This is a genomic window from Thioclava sp. F1Mire-8 (genome assembly GCF_002213165.1).
GTDB lineage: Bacteria > Pseudomonadota > Alphaproteobacteria > Rhodobacterales > Rhodobacteraceae > Thioclava > Thioclava nitratireducens.
Map to the genome: position 1 here is coordinate 1153150 of NZ_NBNY01000001.1, position 17595 is coordinate 1170744.

Annotated in this window: 18 protein-coding genes; 3 read left to right on the forward strand and 15 right to left on the reverse strand. The window is 65.8% G+C overall.

The genetic code is table 11. From position 1 onward, the window contains the following. Positions 1-16: 16 nt before the first annotated feature. Positions 17-2014: an enoyl-CoA hydratase/isomerase family protein gene (locus tag B6V75_RS05420; protein ID WP_168174444.1), complete on the reverse strand. Its 1998-nt coding sequence runs from the start codon at positions 2012-2014 to the stop codon at positions 17-19. Positions 2015-2169: 155 nt separating this feature from the next. Next, positions 2170-2508 (reverse strand): TraR/DksA family transcriptional regulator, encoded by a 339-nt coding sequence (locus B6V75_RS05425; protein WP_075774388.1) that lies wholly within the window; start codon positions 2506-2508, stop codon positions 2170-2172. Positions 2509-2706: 198 nt separating this feature from the next. Here B6V75_RS05425 and B6V75_RS05430 point away from each other — a divergent pair, with 198 nt between their 5' ends. Both B6V75_RS05430 and B6V75_RS05435 read left to right on the forward strand, forming a co-directional pair. After that, positions 2707-3132, forward strand: coding sequence for a YeeE/YedE thiosulfate transporter family protein (locus tag B6V75_RS05430; protein ID WP_075774387.1), 426 nt, complete (start codon positions 2707-2709; stop codon positions 3130-3132). Next, positions 3132-3632, forward strand: coding sequence for a DUF6691 family protein (locus B6V75_RS05435; protein WP_240496906.1), 501 nt, complete (start codon positions 3132-3134; stop codon positions 3630-3632). The genes B6V75_RS05430 and B6V75_RS05435 overlap by 1 nt, the downstream gene beginning before the upstream one ends. 43 nt (positions 3633-3675) lie before the next feature. Here the strand turns inward: B6V75_RS05435 and B6V75_RS05440 are convergent, their stop codons facing one another. The 6 genes from B6V75_RS05440 to B6V75_RS18605 all read right to left on the reverse strand — a co-directional run bounded on the left by B6V75_RS05440 (position 3676) and on the right by B6V75_RS18605 (position 10106). Next, positions 3676-4908 carry a FliM/FliN family flagellar motor switch protein gene (locus tag B6V75_RS05440; protein ID WP_088718960.1) on the reverse strand — a complete coding sequence of 411 codons (1233 nt, stop codon included), beginning with the start codon at positions 4906-4908 and terminating at the stop codon, positions 3676-3678. 80 nt (positions 4909-4988) lie between these two features. After that, a complete protein-coding gene (locus tag B6V75_RS05445) occupies positions 4989-7715 on the reverse strand; it encodes an ATP-binding protein (RefSeq protein ID WP_075774384.1) in 2727 nt (908 codons plus the stop codon). A 1-nt stretch (position 7716) separates the two neighbouring features. Then, positions 7717-8058, reverse strand: a complete 342-nt coding sequence (locus B6V75_RS05450; RefSeq protein WP_240496907.1) for a hypothetical protein — start codon at positions 8056-8058, stop codon at positions 7717-7719. After that, positions 8058-8453 (reverse strand): response regulator, encoded by a 396-nt coding sequence (locus B6V75_RS05455; RefSeq protein WP_075774383.1) that lies wholly within the window; start codon positions 8451-8453, stop codon positions 8058-8060. The genes B6V75_RS05450 and B6V75_RS05455 overlap by 1 nt, the downstream gene beginning before the upstream one ends. A 51-nt stretch (positions 8454-8504) precedes the next feature. Next, positions 8505-9863 carry a helix-turn-helix transcriptional regulator gene (locus B6V75_RS05460; protein WP_075774382.1) on the reverse strand — a complete coding sequence of 453 codons (1359 nt, stop codon included), beginning with the start codon at positions 9861-9863 and terminating at the stop codon, positions 8505-8507. A gap of 75 nt (positions 9864-9938) precedes the next feature. Beyond that, positions 9939-10106: a hypothetical protein gene (locus B6V75_RS18605; RefSeq protein WP_168174445.1), complete on the reverse strand. Its 168-nt coding sequence runs from the start codon at positions 10104-10106 to the stop codon at positions 9939-9941. A gap of 169 nt (positions 10107-10275) precedes the next feature. Between B6V75_RS18605 and B6V75_RS05465 the strand changes: the two genes are divergently transcribed. Continuing rightward, entirely contained in the window at positions 10276-11439 is a 1164-nt protein-coding gene (locus tag B6V75_RS05465) for a mechanosensitive ion channel family protein (RefSeq protein WP_088718961.1), read from the forward strand. A gap of 44 nt (positions 11440-11483) precedes the next feature. On the opposite strand, the gene B6V75_RS05470 is transcribed toward B6V75_RS05465, so the two are convergent. The 7 genes from B6V75_RS05470 to hydA all read right to left on the reverse strand — a co-directional run bounded on the left by B6V75_RS05470 (position 11484) and on the right by hydA (position 17591). Next, entirely contained in the window at positions 11484-11948 is a 465-nt protein-coding gene (locus B6V75_RS05470) for a hypothetical protein (RefSeq protein WP_075774380.1), read from the reverse strand. Positions 11949-12056: 108 nt separating this feature from the next. Further along, on the reverse strand, positions 12057-13043 hold the full coding sequence (locus B6V75_RS05475; RefSeq protein ID WP_075774379.1) for an ABC transporter substrate-binding protein: 987 nt from the start codon (positions 13041-13043) through the stop codon (positions 12057-12059). Between the two features lie 71 nt (positions 13044-13114). After that, complete coding sequence (locus B6V75_RS05480; RefSeq protein ID WP_088718962.1) at positions 13115-13963, reverse strand: ABC transporter permease; 849 nt, start codon at positions 13961-13963, stop codon at positions 13115-13117. After that, positions 13960-14823 carry an ABC transporter permease gene (locus tag B6V75_RS05485; RefSeq protein ID WP_075774377.1) on the reverse strand — a complete coding sequence of 288 codons (864 nt, stop codon included), beginning with the start codon at positions 14821-14823 and terminating at the stop codon, positions 13960-13962. The genes B6V75_RS05480 and B6V75_RS05485 overlap by 4 nt, the downstream gene beginning before the upstream one ends. A gap of 102 nt (positions 14824-14925) precedes the next feature. Further along, positions 14926-15714: an ABC transporter ATP-binding protein gene (locus tag B6V75_RS05490; protein WP_075774376.1), complete on the reverse strand. Its 789-nt coding sequence runs from the start codon at positions 15712-15714 to the stop codon at positions 14926-14928. Continuing rightward, entirely contained in the window at positions 15711-16133 is a 423-nt protein-coding gene (locus tag B6V75_RS05495; RefSeq protein ID WP_075774375.1) for a VOC family protein, read from the reverse strand. Before B6V75_RS05495 ends, B6V75_RS05490 begins: the two co-directional genes overlap by 4 nt. A gap of 6 nt (positions 16134-16139) precedes the next feature. After that, on the reverse strand, positions 16140-17591 hold the full coding sequence (gene hydA, locus B6V75_RS05500) for a dihydropyrimidinase (protein WP_075774374.1): 1452 nt from the start codon (positions 17589-17591) through the stop codon (positions 16140-16142). Between the last annotated feature and the right edge of the window lie 4 nt (positions 17592-17595).

Genomic DNA, 17595 nt, shown 5'->3' on the forward strand with positions numbered 1-17595 from the left:
CGACGGGCGCCTCGCCTCACGCGTCGTCGAGATCGGCGAAGCACTTCCCGTTACGGATCAACACATCCCACAGCGTGACCGGCTCGGGGGCGCCCTCTTCGACCAGTTCGCGCAGCAGCTTGCGCGTGGCGAGAAGCCCGGCGCGGTCGGCGGCGAACATCACCCCGCCCATCTGTGGCGCAAAGCCCAGCACGTGGCGCGCCGCGACGTCGATATCGCCGGCCCGATGCGCCTGTGCGTGCTGCAACAGCTCCGCGCCACAATTGGCAAGCTCGGCCAATATCCGCGCGCGGATGCGCGCATTCGAGAGGCGACGCGGCACGATCCCCGCCTCGTCGCGCAACGCTGCCAGCGCCTCTGCCTGATCGGGCACCGGGCGTGGCGAGCCCTCGCTCCAATCGTAGAAGCCCTTTTGCCCCGCGCCTTTCGCCGCGGCATCGAGCGCGAGCAAACTCAACAGCGGACCGAATGGACGGTGGAGCCGCGCGAAATCCTCTAGCACGGCGTCGATGCCCAGCCGGTCGGTCAGTTCAAGCGGCGGACGCGCGCCGCCTGCCTCGCGGATCGCGGCATCGACCTGCGCGACCGAAGCCCCTGCGAGCACCGCCCGCTCTGCCGCGGCGATATAGGCCAGGCGCAGATGATCGGCGATGCCGCCTATGCCTGGACCGCCGCGCAAAACCTGCATCCCGCCCTGCCGCATCAACCCTGCCATCGCGTAGAGATCGGCAGGCAGCGCGCCGTCGGGCGGCACGATTTCGCACAGATCGCCGGTGCGGCGCAGCCCGAATTCCTCCGCGCCTTCGGGCAGGTCCTCGGCATTGCGCGCGCTGAGCGGCGCGGCTGGGAAAGCCCCCGTCCCCGTCGCGATGATCGCATCCGACCCAGATAGTCCCTCGCGGGTCATCGCCGCGCCAAGCCGCGCCCAATCGGCCTCGCGGGTATCGGGCGACAAGCTGCCGCTCTGCACCGCGATTTCCTGCTTGCGCGCGATATCGGCGAAGGCGGTCTCGATCGCGGCGGGATCGGTTGCCCCGAACACCACCTCGTGCCCGGCGGCGAGCAAGCCCCCCGCCATCCCGGCGGGCTGATCCCACAGACCGATCCGCAACGGCGGCGGTGCAGTGGGATGCCCTTCCCCGGGCAGATGAGCGGCGCGGCGCGTGACCCGGGCGGCGTGACGCAAGGCCCGTGACAGCGGCGCGTCGAGCAAATCCTGCAACGCCACCGACTCGACATCGAGCGCCTCGTCGAGCGGCAGCAACAGCGCCCCCTCGACCACCTCGAACAGCCGCGCACCCACTGGCGCAAGCGGCCCCTTCCCCAGCTGCGCACGCAGCGGCGCGAGATCGTTGAGATAGGCCGCGGGATCGTCCAGCGCGGTATCGGTGCGCGGCACGCCCTCGGCGATGAGCATATCGAGCGCGGCGGCTATCTGGCTGCGATCGGTCGCGCCCAGCACGAGGTCGCATTGGCCCTGCGCCCGGGCGGGCTCAGCCTCTACCTCTTCTCCGGCAGCCACGATCGCGAGCGCTCGCGCGCCACCAATCCGCCGCGCGAGCCGCACGAGACCGCCCGCGCCGACGAAGCCGCCAAGCGCGAATTCCGGTGCCGCGAAACAGGTATCGGGATCGGCGATGCGCAGATCGGCGGCCTGCGCCAGCGCCATCGCACCGCCCGCGATCCGGCCCGAGAGCCGCGCCAGCACAGGCAGGTCGAGCGCTCCGAGCCGACGGCACAGCTCCGACAGGCTCGGCACCGCGTCGCCCTTCCCGGCGCGCGGCGAGATTTCGTCGAAATCCTCCAGCGGATCGGGCGCGCAGGGCCAGCCCGACGCCCCACCCTGCAAAACCAGACCGCGAAGGCTGCTGTCGCCCGCGACCCGGTCCAGCACACCGCCGATCGCCTGGCGCATCTCGGCGGTGATACCCGCCCGCGCGCCCTGATCGTCAAGCGCTGCAAGCGTCAGCCAAGCCAGCCCGTCCTGTGTACGGAATTTAACCCGTTTCGCCATCGTCCCCCACTTGTGACGGGACATCCCGTGCGATGCGCCGCCGCGCGAAGTTTAAAGCGAAGCAGGTTCAAAACAAAAGGGAAAACGCGCATTCCCACAGGGGAGGTGCAGGGGCATCGAGCTCCTCCTGCACCGTCCAAAGACTGCGCTTCACGTTACTGGCGGGGTGCCTTTGCGCCCGGCGCGTGCTCGCGGCAGAACGGCGTCGCAGGCAGCAGATCAAGCCGCGCTTCGTCGATACGCTCGCCGCAGGTGACGCAATAGCCGTATTCGCCCGCTTCGATCCGGGCCAGGGCCGCATCGATCGCGCGCATCTCGGACTGCGCCGACTGGCCGAGGTCTTCGAGAACCTCGTCGCTCTCATGCTCGATCGCGGCGTCGTCCCAATCTTTTTCCTCGTGCCCCTCAAGTTCGGATTCGACCTGTGCCATCCGCTCCGAGAGTTGGGCCCGCCGGGCTTCGAGTTCGTTCTTGCGCGTTTCAGTTGACTTCATCCTGTCCTCCTTGATCGATACAACCAGCTAATCGGGCAAGCGTTCCTTCGCTTTGACGCAAATCAACCGGTCGCATTCACGCACATATGCAGATATCAACGTGCTTGCGCCCTCGCGGGCGCGAGGGCTAGCATCCGGACCGTGACGGGTTCCGGACGGAGAGCCCGTTCGATCCGAAATGGAGCACGGGGAGAGCTCATGCATCAAGATTGGATTTGGGGCCTCGTCGGGGGCCTTATGATCGGCGCCGGCGCCGGCCTGTTTCTGCTGGTCAACGGCCGGATCATGGGCGCGAGCGGCATCGTCGGCGGGCTCGTCGATGGGTCGGGCCGCGAAACCGTGTCTGAACGCGTAGCCTTCCTCGGCGGGCTGATCGCGGTGCCGCCGCTGCTCGTGCCGCTCTACAAGACGGTCGACACCCATATGACGACATCGGTCTGGGTCATCGTCGCGGCGGGCCTGATGGTGGGTCTTGGCACGCGGATCGCGAACGGCTGCACCTCGGGCCACGGCGTCTGCGGGATCTCGCGATTTTCGCTGCGCGGCATCGTCGCCACCGCCTTCTACCTGCTGGGAGGCGCGCTGGTCCTCGTGATCTTCCGGCATTTTCTGGGAGTGATCTGATGCGCAACGTCTTCGCGTTCCTGTCGGGCGGATTGTTCGGCGCGGGTCTCCTCGTGGCGGGCATGGTCGACACGAAAAAGGTGCAGGGCTGGCTCGACGTGTTCGGCGACTGGGACCCGACGCTGGCCTTCGTGATGGGCGGCGCGGTGAGCGTGATGGCCTTCGTCTGGATCTTCGCGAAGCGGCGCGAAACCTCGATGCTGGGCTCGCCGATGCCGGGGCCGTTCCCGCGGCTGGTGGACCGCAACCTCGTGCTCGGCTCGCTCCTGTTCGGCGCGGGTTGGGGCCTTGCCGGGCTGTGCCCCGGCCCCGCGATGGGCTCGCTCTCCTTCAATGGCTGGGAAGGCTGGCTGTTCCTGATCGCCATGGGGGTCGGCATGGCGCTGGCGCCACGGGCGAAAGTCTGGCTGAGCATGCTGGATCGCAGCACGCTGGAGGTGCCGCCCTGCGAGAACGGGACCAACGAGACGGCCACACCCCCGGCGGCGCGTGGCGCGTAAGGCTACACCGCGCTTCCGTCGGCAGCTTTCGGGGCGCCTGTGGTCACAGGCCCGACTGAAACTTCAGCGGTGTTAGCTCCTCCTCGTCTTGCGATGGCGCGAGCGTGTCGAGATCGAGCGGCTCGCCGAAATCCTTATCCGGGGCAAGCCCGACCAAGCCGCGCGGCTCCGGGGTGTGAACGGCATGCCCCCCTTCTTCCGCGTCGTAAGCAGGATCGAGCGGGTCGCCGAGGCGGGACAGGCCGGGCAGATCGTCCGGCGTCGGCGCCTCCGCATAGGGTGACACTCCGGCATCGAACGCCCCCACCCCTTGCGCGCCAGCAGCCCGCGCGGCTTCCGCGTCACACAGCCTCAGCGCCCGCATGCCGTGGCTTTGCCCAAGCCGCGCGAGCGAGAGCTTGCGCCGCCCCTGCGCCTCGAGCGCGATCCGCTCCAGAGCGTCTCGCGGGATCGGAATCTCGGCACCCTGACGCAGCGTGAGCACGGCGGACAGCGGCAAGGTCACACGGTGCAGGACCGCTTCAAGCTGCGCGGAAGCCGCGAGGATGGAGCGTTCGAACGTGGCGGACCAGTCGCGCCCGGGGTCGTCGGGGACGAAAGCAGCCTCCGGGCTCGCAGTTCCCTTCGCATCCTCCCACGTCGCCGGGGCCACGCGGCGCATTGCGGCGCCCCGCCCTTCGCGCGGAACCGCCCAGAGGAAACCGCCGCTGCGTTCGCCCGTCGCGCCGAAGCTGAGCTCTGCCGTCCAGACACGATAGCTGACATCTTCCAGCAGCAAGCCGAGCGGACGGGGGTCGTCGAGATGCGAGGCGAAGCGGAAGCCCCCGGCCCATGAAATAGCCGGCTCGCTGATCAGGGCCTCCTCGATCTCGGTCAGCACCGCATCGACGAAATCGGCGGCGATCGCAGCATCGATCCGGGTGGGTTTCCGCGGGGCGGGCATGGTCTTGCCGAACCGCCCCATCGTCTGCATCTCGATCAGCGTCGCCAAAGTGGCGGGCGGAAGGGCGAGGACGCCGAGCGCCTCCGCCGGCCCTTCGATCACCGCAAGCAGTGACAGGTCTTCGAGCATCTCCGGCAAATCGGCGAGCGACCGCATCGCCTCTTCGATCGCAGTGACCTGCAACGGTAGATCGAGGCTGTTCTGCGCGACCTTGGACAGCGCGAGCGTCACCGCACGGGCAGGCGTGATCGGGGCCGTGCCCGCACCCGTCTTCGCCGCCTCGGTCTTACGCCGCAGCACCGATGTCTCGCGCTCGTGAACCATGACCTCCATCCGCCCGCCTTCGGGGTCTCTTTCCCAGCTTTGGCAGGTCGAGGTTTACAAACCGTTTCAAATGCTACGGCGATCGCGTCTTAGCGTGAAAGCGTTGCGCTCTCGGAAGCCTCGTCGGAGGGTGCGCGCAGATCACTGCGCCGGAGTGGAAGGGTTATGCGGAACGCGGCCCCGCCCTGCCCCGGCACATAGTCAATCGTGCCGCCCAGATTGGACATGATCTCGCGGCAAATCGCGAGCCCGAGCCCCGCGCTACCGGCGCGGCTTTGGTCGGTCAAGCGGGCGAATTTCTCGAAGATCAGCTTTTGGCTCTTTTTCGGAATCCCCGCGCCGTTGTCGATGAAATCGATCTGCACCCGCTTGCCGCGGCGCTTCACTTCGATCCGCAGCACCGCCTTCTCGGCATCGCAATATTTCCGCGCGTTCGAGATCAGGTTGATCATGACCTGAACCAACCGGTCGGCATCGGTGAAGATCGGCATATGCTCGGTCGGGAAATCGCGTTCGATGCGAAATGTCCGTTCGGGCCGCGTCGAGGAGGCCGATTGCACCGCGCGGTTGATCAGGTCGTGCAGATTGGCGACCGAGACATTGAGCTGCGCGCGACGGTTTTCCAGCACGGACAGGTCGAGCAGATCATCCAGCAGACGCGTCAGGCGGCGCGCTTCTTCATGGATGATCTCGGCATATTGCGCGCGCATCGAATCCGGCAGATCGGGCTCCATCAGAATCTCGGAAAACGCCCGGATCGAGGTCATGGGCGTGCGTAGCTCGTGGCTGATCTGGCTGAGGAAGCTGTCCTTCTGAACCGACAGATCCTGCAGCTTGTCATTGGCCTCGCGCAGCGCACGCGCAACCCGGGCCAGCTCCTCGGATTTCGCCTCTAGCCGCGCGGTGTATTCCTTCGCTTCCGCCGTCTCGCCCGCCACCGCGATCAGATCTTGCATCGACACGGAGGTGCCCCCGGTGAGCTGCGCGATCATCGCATGCGCCGTCGAGGCACCGACCGAGCCTGCCAGCTTCCGCTCCAGACGGGCGAGGAAATCGGGCGTAGTGTCGGGCAGGAACCCGGCCTTGCCCTGCCCCGCCGCCTGCGCCTGAAAGAAATGTTGCGCAGGCTCGGCGCCCAGAATGCGCTGCGACATCGACAGCAGGTCCTCGGCCTCGGCACCGCCTTGCACCCAGGATCGCGCGGCGGGGCTCTGGTCGTAGATATTGACAAACGCCACGCCCTGCAGCCGCTCCATCGGGCCGGGGAAGGACAGCATCGAGAAGATCAGGAAGGCCAGCGTGTTGAACAGCAGAGACCAGAACAGCGCATGCAGCAGCGGGTCGAGCCCCGCGATCCCGAACAAAGCATGCGGGCGCAGCCATTCGAACCCGAAGAGGCCGTGATCGAGAACGATCTGCGGTATCAGCCCGGCATCGCCCACCGACGGCAGGAACAGTGTATAGGCCCAGAGCGCGAAGCCGATCACCAGCCCCGCCGCCGCGCCCACATGGGTCGCGCCGCGCCAGAAGATGCCGCCGATCAACGCTGGCAGAACCTGCGCCGCGCCCACGAATGCGATCAAGCCAATCGCCGCCAGCGCCTCGGAGCCCCCCGACATCCGGTAATAGGCATAGCCCATCGCCAGCACAGCGATGATCGAGACCCGGCGCGACGCTAGAACCAACCCGCGCACATCGCCTTGGGCGCGCGGCCCTTCCCGGCGCAGCGCGAGCCAAAGCGGCGTCACGATATGGTTCGAGACCATTGTCGCGAGCGCAATCGCCGCGACGATCACCATCGACGTAGCCGAGGAAAACCCACCCAAGAAGGCCAGCAGCGCCAGCTTCCCCTGCCCTTCGGACAGCGGCAGCGTGAGGACGAACAGATCGGGGTTCGCGCCCTCGGGCATACGCTCCAGCCCCATCACCGCGATCGGCACGACGAAGAGGCTCATCAGCATCAGATAGGCCGGAAAGGCCCAGCTTGCGGTGGCGAGGTGGCGCTCGTCCACGTTCTCGACGACCAGCACCTGAAACATACGCGGCAAGGTCAGGATCGCGGCGGCGGAGACGAAGGTCAGCCCAGCGAAGCGCCCCGGGTTGAGATTCCACTCCGCGATTTTCGACGCGTCGATCCGGGCGAGCATGTCCATCGGCCCGCCGCCCAGGCCCCAGACGACGAAAACGCCCACCGCGACCAGCGCGACCAGCTTCACCACCGCCTCCAGCGCGATGGCGGTGACGACGCCATGGTGACGCTCGTTCGCATCGAGGTTTCGGGTGCCGAAGAGAATTGTGAAGATCGCAAGCCCGCCCGCGATCCACAGCGCCGTCGCCCCCTGATCGGGCAATGCCCAGCCCTCGGGCGTCCCGGCGGCGAAGACGCCGAAGCTCAGCGTCACCGATTGCAGCTGCAGCGCGATATAAGGCGTGGCGGCGGCGACCGACATCAGCGTGACGATGACGCCCAGCGTGTTCGATTTCCCGTAGCGGCTGGAAATCAGGTCCGCGATCGAAGTCACGCGATGGGTGCGCCCGATCCGCACGAGCTTGCGCAACACCCACCACCAGCCGACGAAGACAAGCGTCGGGCCGAGGTAGATGGTCAGGAATTCCAGCCCCGAGCGCGCCGCGTAGCCGACGGCGCCGTAGAACGTCCATGCGGTACAGTAGATCGAGAGCGAGAGCGTGTAGATCACCGGCGAGCGCAGAAATCGCAGACGGCGGCGCTCTGCACGGCGTTCCGCGACGAAGGCCACCGAGAAGAGCACGATCACATAGGTCAGGCAGACCGCGACGAGATTATTGAAGGGCATCTCAGCCCTCCGGCGGCGGCGCGTCCGGCGCGCGGCGTGTGGAGGAGGCGTCCATCCGGTCGTCGTCCGCGTTGGCCGTGCCTTCGGCCACATCCTCTGCATCGAGCACCGGGCCAAGCCCGCGGGCGATCGCGAAGGCCGCGACGATCAGGGCGATCCAGACCCCGAACAGGTAGAGCCCTCCACGACCGGTATCGGGCATCGGGGTCTGCGCCGGATGCCACAGGCCCGGGATCAGGATCAGCACGAGCCCGACGAGCGGCAACAGCCGCGCCGCATCCATCAGGCGGCGGCGGCGATAGGAACGGCGGGCAAGAAAGAGCGGCTGGCCCGTCTGCGGCATCAGGCGGGCTCCCGGCGCGCCGCGCCCCCGCCGGTGATCGCCTCGAGCTGATCGAGCACGTCGCCATTGGCAAAAGGTTTGGCGAGGAAGGCCGTCGCCCCGGCGCGGGTCGCGGCATCGCGGTCGCGTCCCTGCCCGCGCGCGCTGAGCATCAGAACCGGCAGATCACGCAGCGCGGCATCCGCGCGCATATCGGCAAGGATTTCGAGACCGGACCGCCCCGGCAACATCAGGTCGAGGATGATTGCATCTGGCGGATCGCCGGTGATGCGCGCCATTGCCCGCGCGCCGTCTTCGAGCACCGACACCGTCCAGCCGGCACGCGTCAGGATGAACCGGATCGCTTCCGCGATATGCGGCTCGTCCTCGATCAACAGCACCTGTCTTTGCGCCATAGCCATCCCCCTCACCCGACTATCGCCACCGTGTCGCGCCCTGTCAAACCCTCACGCCCGCTCCGCCGATGCATCCGCGACGATCGAGGGCTCGCGCCGCCCCGGACAGTCGCCACGCGGGCAAATACGGCACGACGCACCGATCGGGCGCGCCGGGGCATCGGAACTCTGCGGCGGCGCGGGCAGGATCAGCATCGTCGCGCGCATCAGCACGGGTCCGTCGAAGCCGGTCGGGCGCGGTTCGGAGACGGCATATGTCAGGAAGCGTTGCGGCAGCCGCCCGGCCATGTCGACCAGCGCCCGGATCGGCTGCATCGGACGCGCGAGCGCCTCGTAGAGCGGCCAGAGGGGACAGGCGGCGGCGAAGCGCGGCAACAGGAAGCCGGGCGCTGCGCGGCGGAAGGTCAGCGTGCCCGAGCCGTCGCAGATCACGAGCCCCGGCTGCCCCAAGCCCGGCGCGCCCGCCGGCAGCGCCGCGAGCCGCCGCAACACCTGCGCGAGCGGCACCGCGAAGCGCGCGGCCAAGCCCCCCGGATCGGGCCCGAGCTCGGCGAGCGCCGCCAGCAGCGGATCGAGCGGCAGCGCACGCGCATCCTCCGCCTGCCGCCGCAGATGGTTGCGCGCCAATTCCCGAGCCGCCGCGGAGGCCAATTCCGGCGCGCCCGCGATCAGCTCGGCCGGATCGGTCCCGTCCCCCTCGAGTTCCGGGAAATGCCAGCCGCGCGCCTCGAGCCACGCCTCCACCTGTTCCTGCGGCGAGGACAGACCGGTCTCGGCAGTTTCCATCTCGTCGAGATAGCCGACCAAGGCCTCCGCCGTCCCCGAAAGGCGCAGGCTTTCCTCCTGGATCGTGTTGAGAAACCGCGCGCGCCATTCCGGCTCGATATCCTCGGTCTCGACAAGGATCGCAGCGGTAGAGCGCAGCGACGTCACAGCCGAGAGCACCTCGTGGAGCGAGGTCAGCAGGAACGGGTCCTGGGCCATGCGCTCTGCATAGGTCTCGACGACGCGCTCCAATTCGGCAAGCCGCGCCTGACGGTTCACCAGAAGCGCGGCCCAGGCGGGAAAGCGGCCCACGAATTCCTCGATCCGGTCGAGGTCGGGCGCAAGCTGGCTGACAGTCGCGGCGCTGCCAGCCTCGCCGGCCTCGGCCAGTTCCACCGACGCCGCCGCCTCGCGCAACCCTGCGAACAGCGCCCCCTCCGCCCCCTCGCCCAGCGTGACCGGATCAATGCCCATCGCGCTCGCGATCCGCTCGATCAAGGCATCGCTGACGCGGCGGCGGTTGTGCTCGATCAGGTTGAGATAGGCGGCGGAAATTCCGGCGGCCCGCGCGAGGTCAGCCTGTTTCAAACCGAGCGAAGTGCGCCGCTCGCGAATGCGGGTGCCAGTGAGTGCGGAACGGGCCATATGCAATACTCCTGCCCTCGCTTTTACAGGCAAGTGCAGGAGAAGAAAATCATTTTACAGCGTTTTACACGCCACTCAGCAGGTTCCCACGCCCGACGGGGCGACCGTGGCCATACCGGACATCCCCGCGACGCCCGGCTCGCATTCCCCGATGTCGCGCTCAAGCTGCGTACAGCCCGCGAAGGCGACCAGCGCGAATAGGGCTGCAAGCTGCGCGATGGTTGCAGAAAAGCGGTGTTTCATAGCTTCCTCCAGTGCTCGAAACGGGATGTTTTCCCGAATGTCATTCTACATTCCCGCCTTTCGGCCTCGATGATCTGCGTCAATGTCCAGGCCGATTTGACAGCGCAGATCGAAGCGCCATCATCAATGCGGCAACGCAGCAAAAAGGCGTGGCATTGCGGAGACGCGGATGGAGCCCGATACGATCGAGACCGAACTGGCCAGCGCCATCGATACGGCGCAGAAATTCCTGCCGGACTGGGCGGTGGCGTTGATCACCTATGTCGCGGCGGCGCTGCTCGCTCTGCTGCTGTTCCGGGTGGTGTTCACGGCGCTCAATCGCGCGGTGGCCGACCGCGATCTGTTCTGGCGCTCGCTGATGGCGCGCGGCGCGCGACCGATGCGGCTGATACTGCTGATCGTGGCACTCGGCCTCGCGAACGGGGTCGCCCCGGCCGGCGCTGCGGTCACCAGTGCAATCACGCATATCCTGTTGGTCGCGCTGATCCTCTGTCTGGCATGGATTGCCTATACCGCACTCTACATCTGGACGACGATCCATCTGCGGCGCTTCAAGCTCGACGCGGAAGACAACCTGCTGGCGCGCAAGCACGTCACCCAGACCCGCATCCTGATGCGCGTGGCCAAAGTGATGATCGTGATCATCGCGGTCGCCACGGCGCTGATGACTTTCCCCGCCGTACGCCAATATGGCGTGTCGCTTCTCGCGGCGGGTGGCGCGGCAGGCCTTGTGGTAGGCCTTGCGCTGCAACCGGTACTGAAGAACCTCTTCGCTGGCATCCAGCTTGCCCTGACCCAACCGATCCGGATCGACGACGCGCTGATCGTCGAAGGCGAATGGGGCAATGTGGAGGAAATCACGTCCACCTATGTCGTCATCCGCGTCTGGGATTGGCGGCGGCTGGTGGTGCCGCTGAGCTATTTCATCGAACAGCCGTTCCAGAACTGGACCCGCGAAAGCGCAGAACTGATCGGCACCGTGATGATCTACCTCGATCACACGGCCGACATTGCCGCCATCCGTGCGAAAGCCGAAGAGATAGCCCGCGCCGATCCATTGTGGGACGGCAAGGTCTTCGCGCTGCAAGTCACCGATTTCCGCGAGCGGGTAATGGAAGTGCGTATCCTGGCCTCCGCCCGCAACGGTCCGCGCACCTTCGATCTGCGCTGCCATATCCGCGAGGAGCTGGTGGCGTGGATTCAGGCCGAGATGCCGCACGCCCTGCCCCGAACCCGGGCCGATCTGTCCCCGGCCGAAGCTGCATTCCTCGGGGGGCCCGCAGGTGAGGCGTCCTCGGCTGACGCGCCACCAAGTGACGCGCCCTCTCCCTGAACAGTTTTCTCAAGCGCCTTCCTTCGAGACCACGTATCTCCGCGCTAATCGAACGCGTCGAAATGCGCCCCGTAATTCACCGCGCGGTTGGAACATTTGTCCATCGCATCGACGAGCCATTGGCGATCCGGTACGGGCCTGCCGACCAGATGACGTCCCAGCGCATCTTCCCCCTTCGCGATATTGCCTGCGACGTCGCCGCTGAATTCCAACAACCGTTCCAGCCAGAAATCCTGCGCCTCTCCGACATAGCCACCGCTTCCCCCGCCCGAGAGTCCCCGCACCACCGCGAGGCAATAGGCCGCCTCGATCGGCTGTGTGGGCGTATCGAAGAGATAGCTCGGCGGGGCCGCGAACTGGCTTTTCCATGCGAGGTAGAACAGCGCGCCCGCAAACCCGATCACGAAGATCGAGTAGAGCGCCGTCAGGGCCGGGTGCGTGCGCTGCTGGCGCTTGCGAGCCCGGGCGCGAGCCCGCGCACGTTGCGCAGTGATTGATCGATCGGCCATGCGACTGCCTCCTGCCGCTCACCAAAGCCGATTCCCCTTAAGAAACCGCGAACATGGAAAAGCCCTCCGGCGCACCGGAGGGCTTCGTCATCAGCAACAGGGCCGCGTTTATTCGAGGCCAGCCTTGTCGGTCACGTCATGGGTCCAGGCGCCTTCCGGCTTCTTGGTGATAACCGGGTCCGAGCCGCCCGACATCAGAACATCGACGGTGCGATCGTAATCCGCGGGATCGAGCGTGCCGTTCGAGCCTGCGGTCAGCTTCGAGACCTCTTTCATCATGCCCAGCTGGTGCTCCATCGTCTGCGCACCGGTCTCGTCATTGTCGAGCACGATCTGCGCGGCTTCCTCCGGATGCGCCTCGGCGTATTTCCAGCCTTCCATCGAAGCCTTCACGAATTTCGCCATCTTGTCGACGAAGGCCGGGTCCTTGAGGTTGTCTTCGAGCACGTAGAGACCGTCCTCGAGCGTCGCCACGCCCTCGTCTTCGTATTTGAAGGTGACGAGCTGGTCCGGCTGGATCCCGGCTTCGAGCACCTGCAGATACTCGTTATAGGTCATGGTCGAGATACAGGCCGCCTGCTTTTGCAGCAGCGGATCGACGTTGAAGCCCTGCTTGAGAACGGTCACGCCATCGTCGCCACCCTCTGTGGAGATGCCCAGATGGTTCATCCAGCTCAGGAACGGGTATTCGTTCCCGAAGAACCAGACGCCCAAAGTATGACCGGGGAAGTCCTCGGGGGTCTTGATGCCGCTTTCCTTCAGGCAGGTCAGCATCATGCCCGACTTCTTGAAGGGCTGGGCGATGTTCACCAGCGGCAGCCCCTTCTCGCGCGCGGCCAGCGCCGCCGGCATCCAGTCGACGATGACATCGGCGCCGCCGCCGGCGATCACCTGCTCGGGGCCGATATCGGGGCCGCCCGGCTTGATGGTCACGTTGAGACCCGCATCGTCGTAGAAGCCCTTGTCCTGCGCGACATAGTAGCCTGCGAACTGGGCCTGCGTGACCCATTTGAGCTGCAGCGTCACGTCCTCGTTGGCCCAGGCGGCCCCCGCCATGGTGAGGCTAGCCGCCACCCCTGCGATCAGTTTCTTCATCTTTCACTCCACTGTTGGCCCCGGATCTTTACGCCCGGGATTTTGGGTTTTTCTCAGGCTCTTCCTTGCCCTTACGTCCGGGCCCGTTGCGACGGGTGCCAGAAAGTCACCAGCTTCTCGATCAGGGCGACAAGCCCATAGAAGCCCGAGCCCGCGAGGGCCGCAACGGTAATTTCCGACCACACGAGCGGCAGATCAAGCTGCCCCACCGCGGTCGAGATGCGAAACCCCATTCCTTTCGTCGGGCTGCCGAAAAATTCGGCAACGATCGCACCGATCAAAGCCAGTGTCGTTGCGATCTTCAACCCGTTGAAGAGAAAGGGCATCGCCGCAGGCAGGCGCATCTTGAAAAGCCCCTGCCAATAGCTTGCGGAATAGGTCGCCATCAGGTCGCGCTGTAGCGCATTCGTGGCCGCCAGCCCCGCCACCATGTTCACGAGGACGGGGAAGAAGACCATGACCACGACGACCGCCGCTTTGGACTGCCAGTCGAAGCCGAACCACATCACGAGGATCGGCGCGATCCCGACGATCGGCAGGGCCGCGACGAAGTTCCCGATCGGCAGAAGCCCGCGTTGCAGGAAGGGCGAGCGGTCGATCAGGATCGCCACAACCACGGCGGCACCACAGCCGATGACATAGCCCGACAGCGCGCCTTTCAGGATGGTCTGCACGAAATCCTCGCGCAGCACCGCAGTCGAGGCCATCAGGCTCGCCGCGATCTGGCTCGGCGCGGGCAGGATCACCGGGCTGATATTCAGACCTCGAACCAGACCTTCCCACAGAAGCAGGAGGGTGATCCCGAACAAGGCCGGGATCAGGAAACGCGCCCAACGCTCCGAGCCATGATGGCGGGCAAGCCAGGTGTTGAGCGCCCAGGCCGCCAGCCAGAAGACGATTGCGAAAATAAGCCAGCTCATTGCACCATCCCCATCCGCTTGAGCGTGATCTGTTCGATGATGCCGACCACCACCACGAGGATCGCAGCCAGCGCCGCCGCCGCGAACAGAGCGGACCAGATCTGCACCGTCTGCCCGTAATAGCTGCCCGACAGAAGCCGCGCGCCAAGCCCTCGGGTCGCGCCCGCCGGCAGTTCGGCCACGATCGTGCCGACGAGGCTCGCCGCCACGCCCACTTTCAGCGAGGCGAAGAGGTAAGGCATCGACGACGGCAACCGCAGCTTCCAGAAGGTTGCGCCTTGGCTCGCATTATAGGTCTTCAGCAGGTCGAGTTGCATGTGATCGGGCGCGCGCAGTCCCTTCACCATGCCGACGAGCACGGGGAAGAAACTGAGATATGCCGCGATGATCGCCTTCGGCAGAAGCCCCGTGACCCCGAGGCTCGCCAGCACCACGATCACCATCGGCGCAATGGCGAGGATCGGGATCGTCTGGCTCGCGATCGCCCAGGGCATCACGCTCAGGTCCATCGCGCGGCTATGGGTGATCCCCACCGCCAGCAGAATGCCCAGACCGGTGCCGAGTGCGAAGCCCGCAAGCGTCGCCGACAGCGTGATCCAGCCGTGGAAGACGAGGCTCCGCTTGGAGGTAATCTTCTGCCCGGCCACGCCTTCCCAAAGGCCGACAGCCACCTGATGCGGGGCGGGCAGCACGGGACGTTTCTGGGTCAGCGTGTCGGTGACAAGCTCGGAGAACGTGACCTCTTCTCCGGCCCGTGCGGCCTGGTCGTAGGTCCATTGCGAATTCATCCAGACGGTCGCGGCGTACCAAAGCAGCAGGATCGCGGCCAGAACCGTCAGAACAGGTGCCACCATTTTCATGAGACCGCCCTCCCCGTCGGCTTGGCCGAAATATCCTCGGGGAGTGAATGGCGCAGCCTGAGGGGGGCAGACAGCCCCCCTTCCGGGGTCGGGGTCATAGCGTCATTCATCATAGGCATGCCCCGCTCGCAGCCCTTCCCGCACCCGGTGTGCGATATGCAGGAATTCCTCGCTGTCGCGGATATCGAGCGGACGCGGGCCGTTCGGCAGCGTGCTCTCGATCACCTCGTGGATGCGACCCGGACGGGGCGACATCACGACGATCTTGGTCGAGAGATACACCGCTTCCGGGATCGAGTGGGTCACGAACCCGATCGTCTTGTTCGTGGCCGACCAGAGCTTGAGAAGCTCCTCGTTGAGCTTGTCGCGCACGATCTCGTCCAGCGCGCCGAAAGGTTCGTCCATCAGCAGGATCTCGGCGTCGAAGGCCAGCGCCCGCGCGATCGAGGCGCGCTGCTGCATCCCCCCCGAAAGCTGCCATGGGAACTTCTTCCCGAAGCCTTCGAGATCCACCAGAGAGAGCACTTTTTCAACGCGCTCTTGCTGCTGCGCCTTGGAATAGCCCATGATTTCCAGCGGAAGTTTCACATTTCCCGCAATCGTGCGCCAAGGGTAAAGCCCGGCCGCCTGGAACACGTAGCCGTAGCTGCGCGCCTTGCGGGCTTCCTCGGGCGAGATTCCGTTCACGGTCAGCGCCCCGCCCGTGGGCGTTTCCAGCGCCGCGATGCAGCGCAGGAAGGTGGTCTTGCCGCAGCCCGAGGGGCCGATGAAGCTCACGAATTCGCCCTTCTCGATATCGAGATCGATATCCTTGAGCGCGTGAACCGGACCGTCATTGGTCTGGAAGGTCAGGTCGAGCCCGCGGGCCTGAATTACCGGTGCGTCCGTCATCCGCGCCTCCACAGGGTTTTGTCCGCGATCTCGACGCTATTTCCCGCCGGGTCGCGCAGATAGATCGATCGCGCCCCGTTCGGCCAATAGAAGTCGGCCTCAATCTCCACGTTGTTGTCCCTCAAATGTCGTTCCCATTCGTTGAGTTGTTCCGCGTCCGCCGCGAGGCATACATGCCCGGGTCCGACCGCACCATGCGGGGGGACCGGCAGCGCCGCCTCGGGATCGGGTGGCTCACGCGTGGCCTGAGCGATGAAGGTCAGGATCACGCTGTCGCCACAGCGAAAAAAGACATGTCGCCCGTCTCGACGGGTTATCCGATCAAGCCCCAGCAGCCCGCCGTAGAAGGCTTCGGTCTTGTCGAGATCCTCGACATAGACCGCAGCCTCCAAGACGCCGGAACTGACCGGGGCCGCCATAGCGCCTTATACCCCGGTCGCCGGGATACCGCTGCGCTCCACCGGACGCGGCGCGGTGAGCTCTTTCCAGGTGGACAGAGCCTTGGTCACCGGCATGCCCGGATCGCGGGCCACGAATTCACCGTGGCCCTCGGGCGTGTGGATCTTGCCATCCGCCCAGGCGACGACACCGCGGCTGAGCGTGTAGCGCGGCAGACCCTTGACCTCCTTGCCTTCGAACACGTTGTAATCGATGGCGGATTGCTGGGTCTCGGCCGAGATCGTCTTGGTCGCCTCCGGATCCCAGACCACGAGGTCGGCATCCGCGCCGACGAGAACTGCGCCCTTCTTGGGATAGACGTTGAGGATCTTCGCGATGTTGGTCGAGGTGACGGCCACGAATTCGTTCATCGTGATCCGGCCGGTCTCGACCCCGTAGGTCCAGAGCATCGGCATCCGGTCTTCCAGACCGCCGGTGCCGTTCGGGATCTTGGTGAAATCGCCCACGCCATAGCGCTTCTGCTCGGTCGAGAAGGCGCAGTGATCGGTCGCGACAACCGAGAGCGAGCCCGAGGCGAGACCCGCCCAGAGGCTGTCCTGATGCTGCTTGTTGCGGAAGGGCGGCGACATCACGCGGCGCGCGGCGTGATCCCAGTCCTTGTCGAAATACTCGGACTCGTCGAGCGTGAGGTGCTGGATCAGCGGCTCGCCCCAGACGCGCTTGCCCTGCATCTTGGCGCGGCGGATCGCTTCGTGGCTTTCCTCGCAGGAGGTGTGCACGACATAGAGCGGCACGCCTGCCATATCGGCGATCATGATCGCGCGATTGGTGGCCTCGCCCTCGACCTGCGGCGGGCGCGAATAGGCGTGTCCCTCGGGGCCGTTATTCCCTTCGGCCAGCAGCTTCGCAGACAGTTCGGCCACGACGTCGCCGTTCTCGGCATGAACCAACGGGATCGCCCCCAGCTCGGCGCAGCGCTTGAAGCTCGAATAAAGCTCGTCATCGTTCACCATCAGCGCGCCCTTATAGGCCATGAAGTGCTTGAAGGTATTGATGCCGCGCTCAGTGACCTGCTTCATCTCGTTGAAGACCTGCTCGCTCCACCAGGTGATCGCCATGTGGAAAGAATAGTCGCAATGCGCGCGCGTCGATTTGTTGTCCCAGCGCTTGAGCGCTTCCAGCAAGCCCTCGCCCGGTGCGGGCAGCGCGAAATCGACGACCATCGTGGTGCCGCCGGCCAGCGCGGCGCGGGTACCGCTCTCGAAATCGTCGCTGGAATAGGTGCCCATGAAGGGCATCTCCAGGTGGGTATGCGGATCGATCCCGCCCGGCATCACATAGCAGCCGGTCGCGTCGATCTCTTCGTCGCCTTTCAGGTTCGGGCCGATCTCGATGATCTTGCCGCTGTCGATCAGCACATCCGCCTTATAGGTCAGATCCGCGGTGACGATGGTTCCGTTCTTGATGACTTTGGTCATGTTT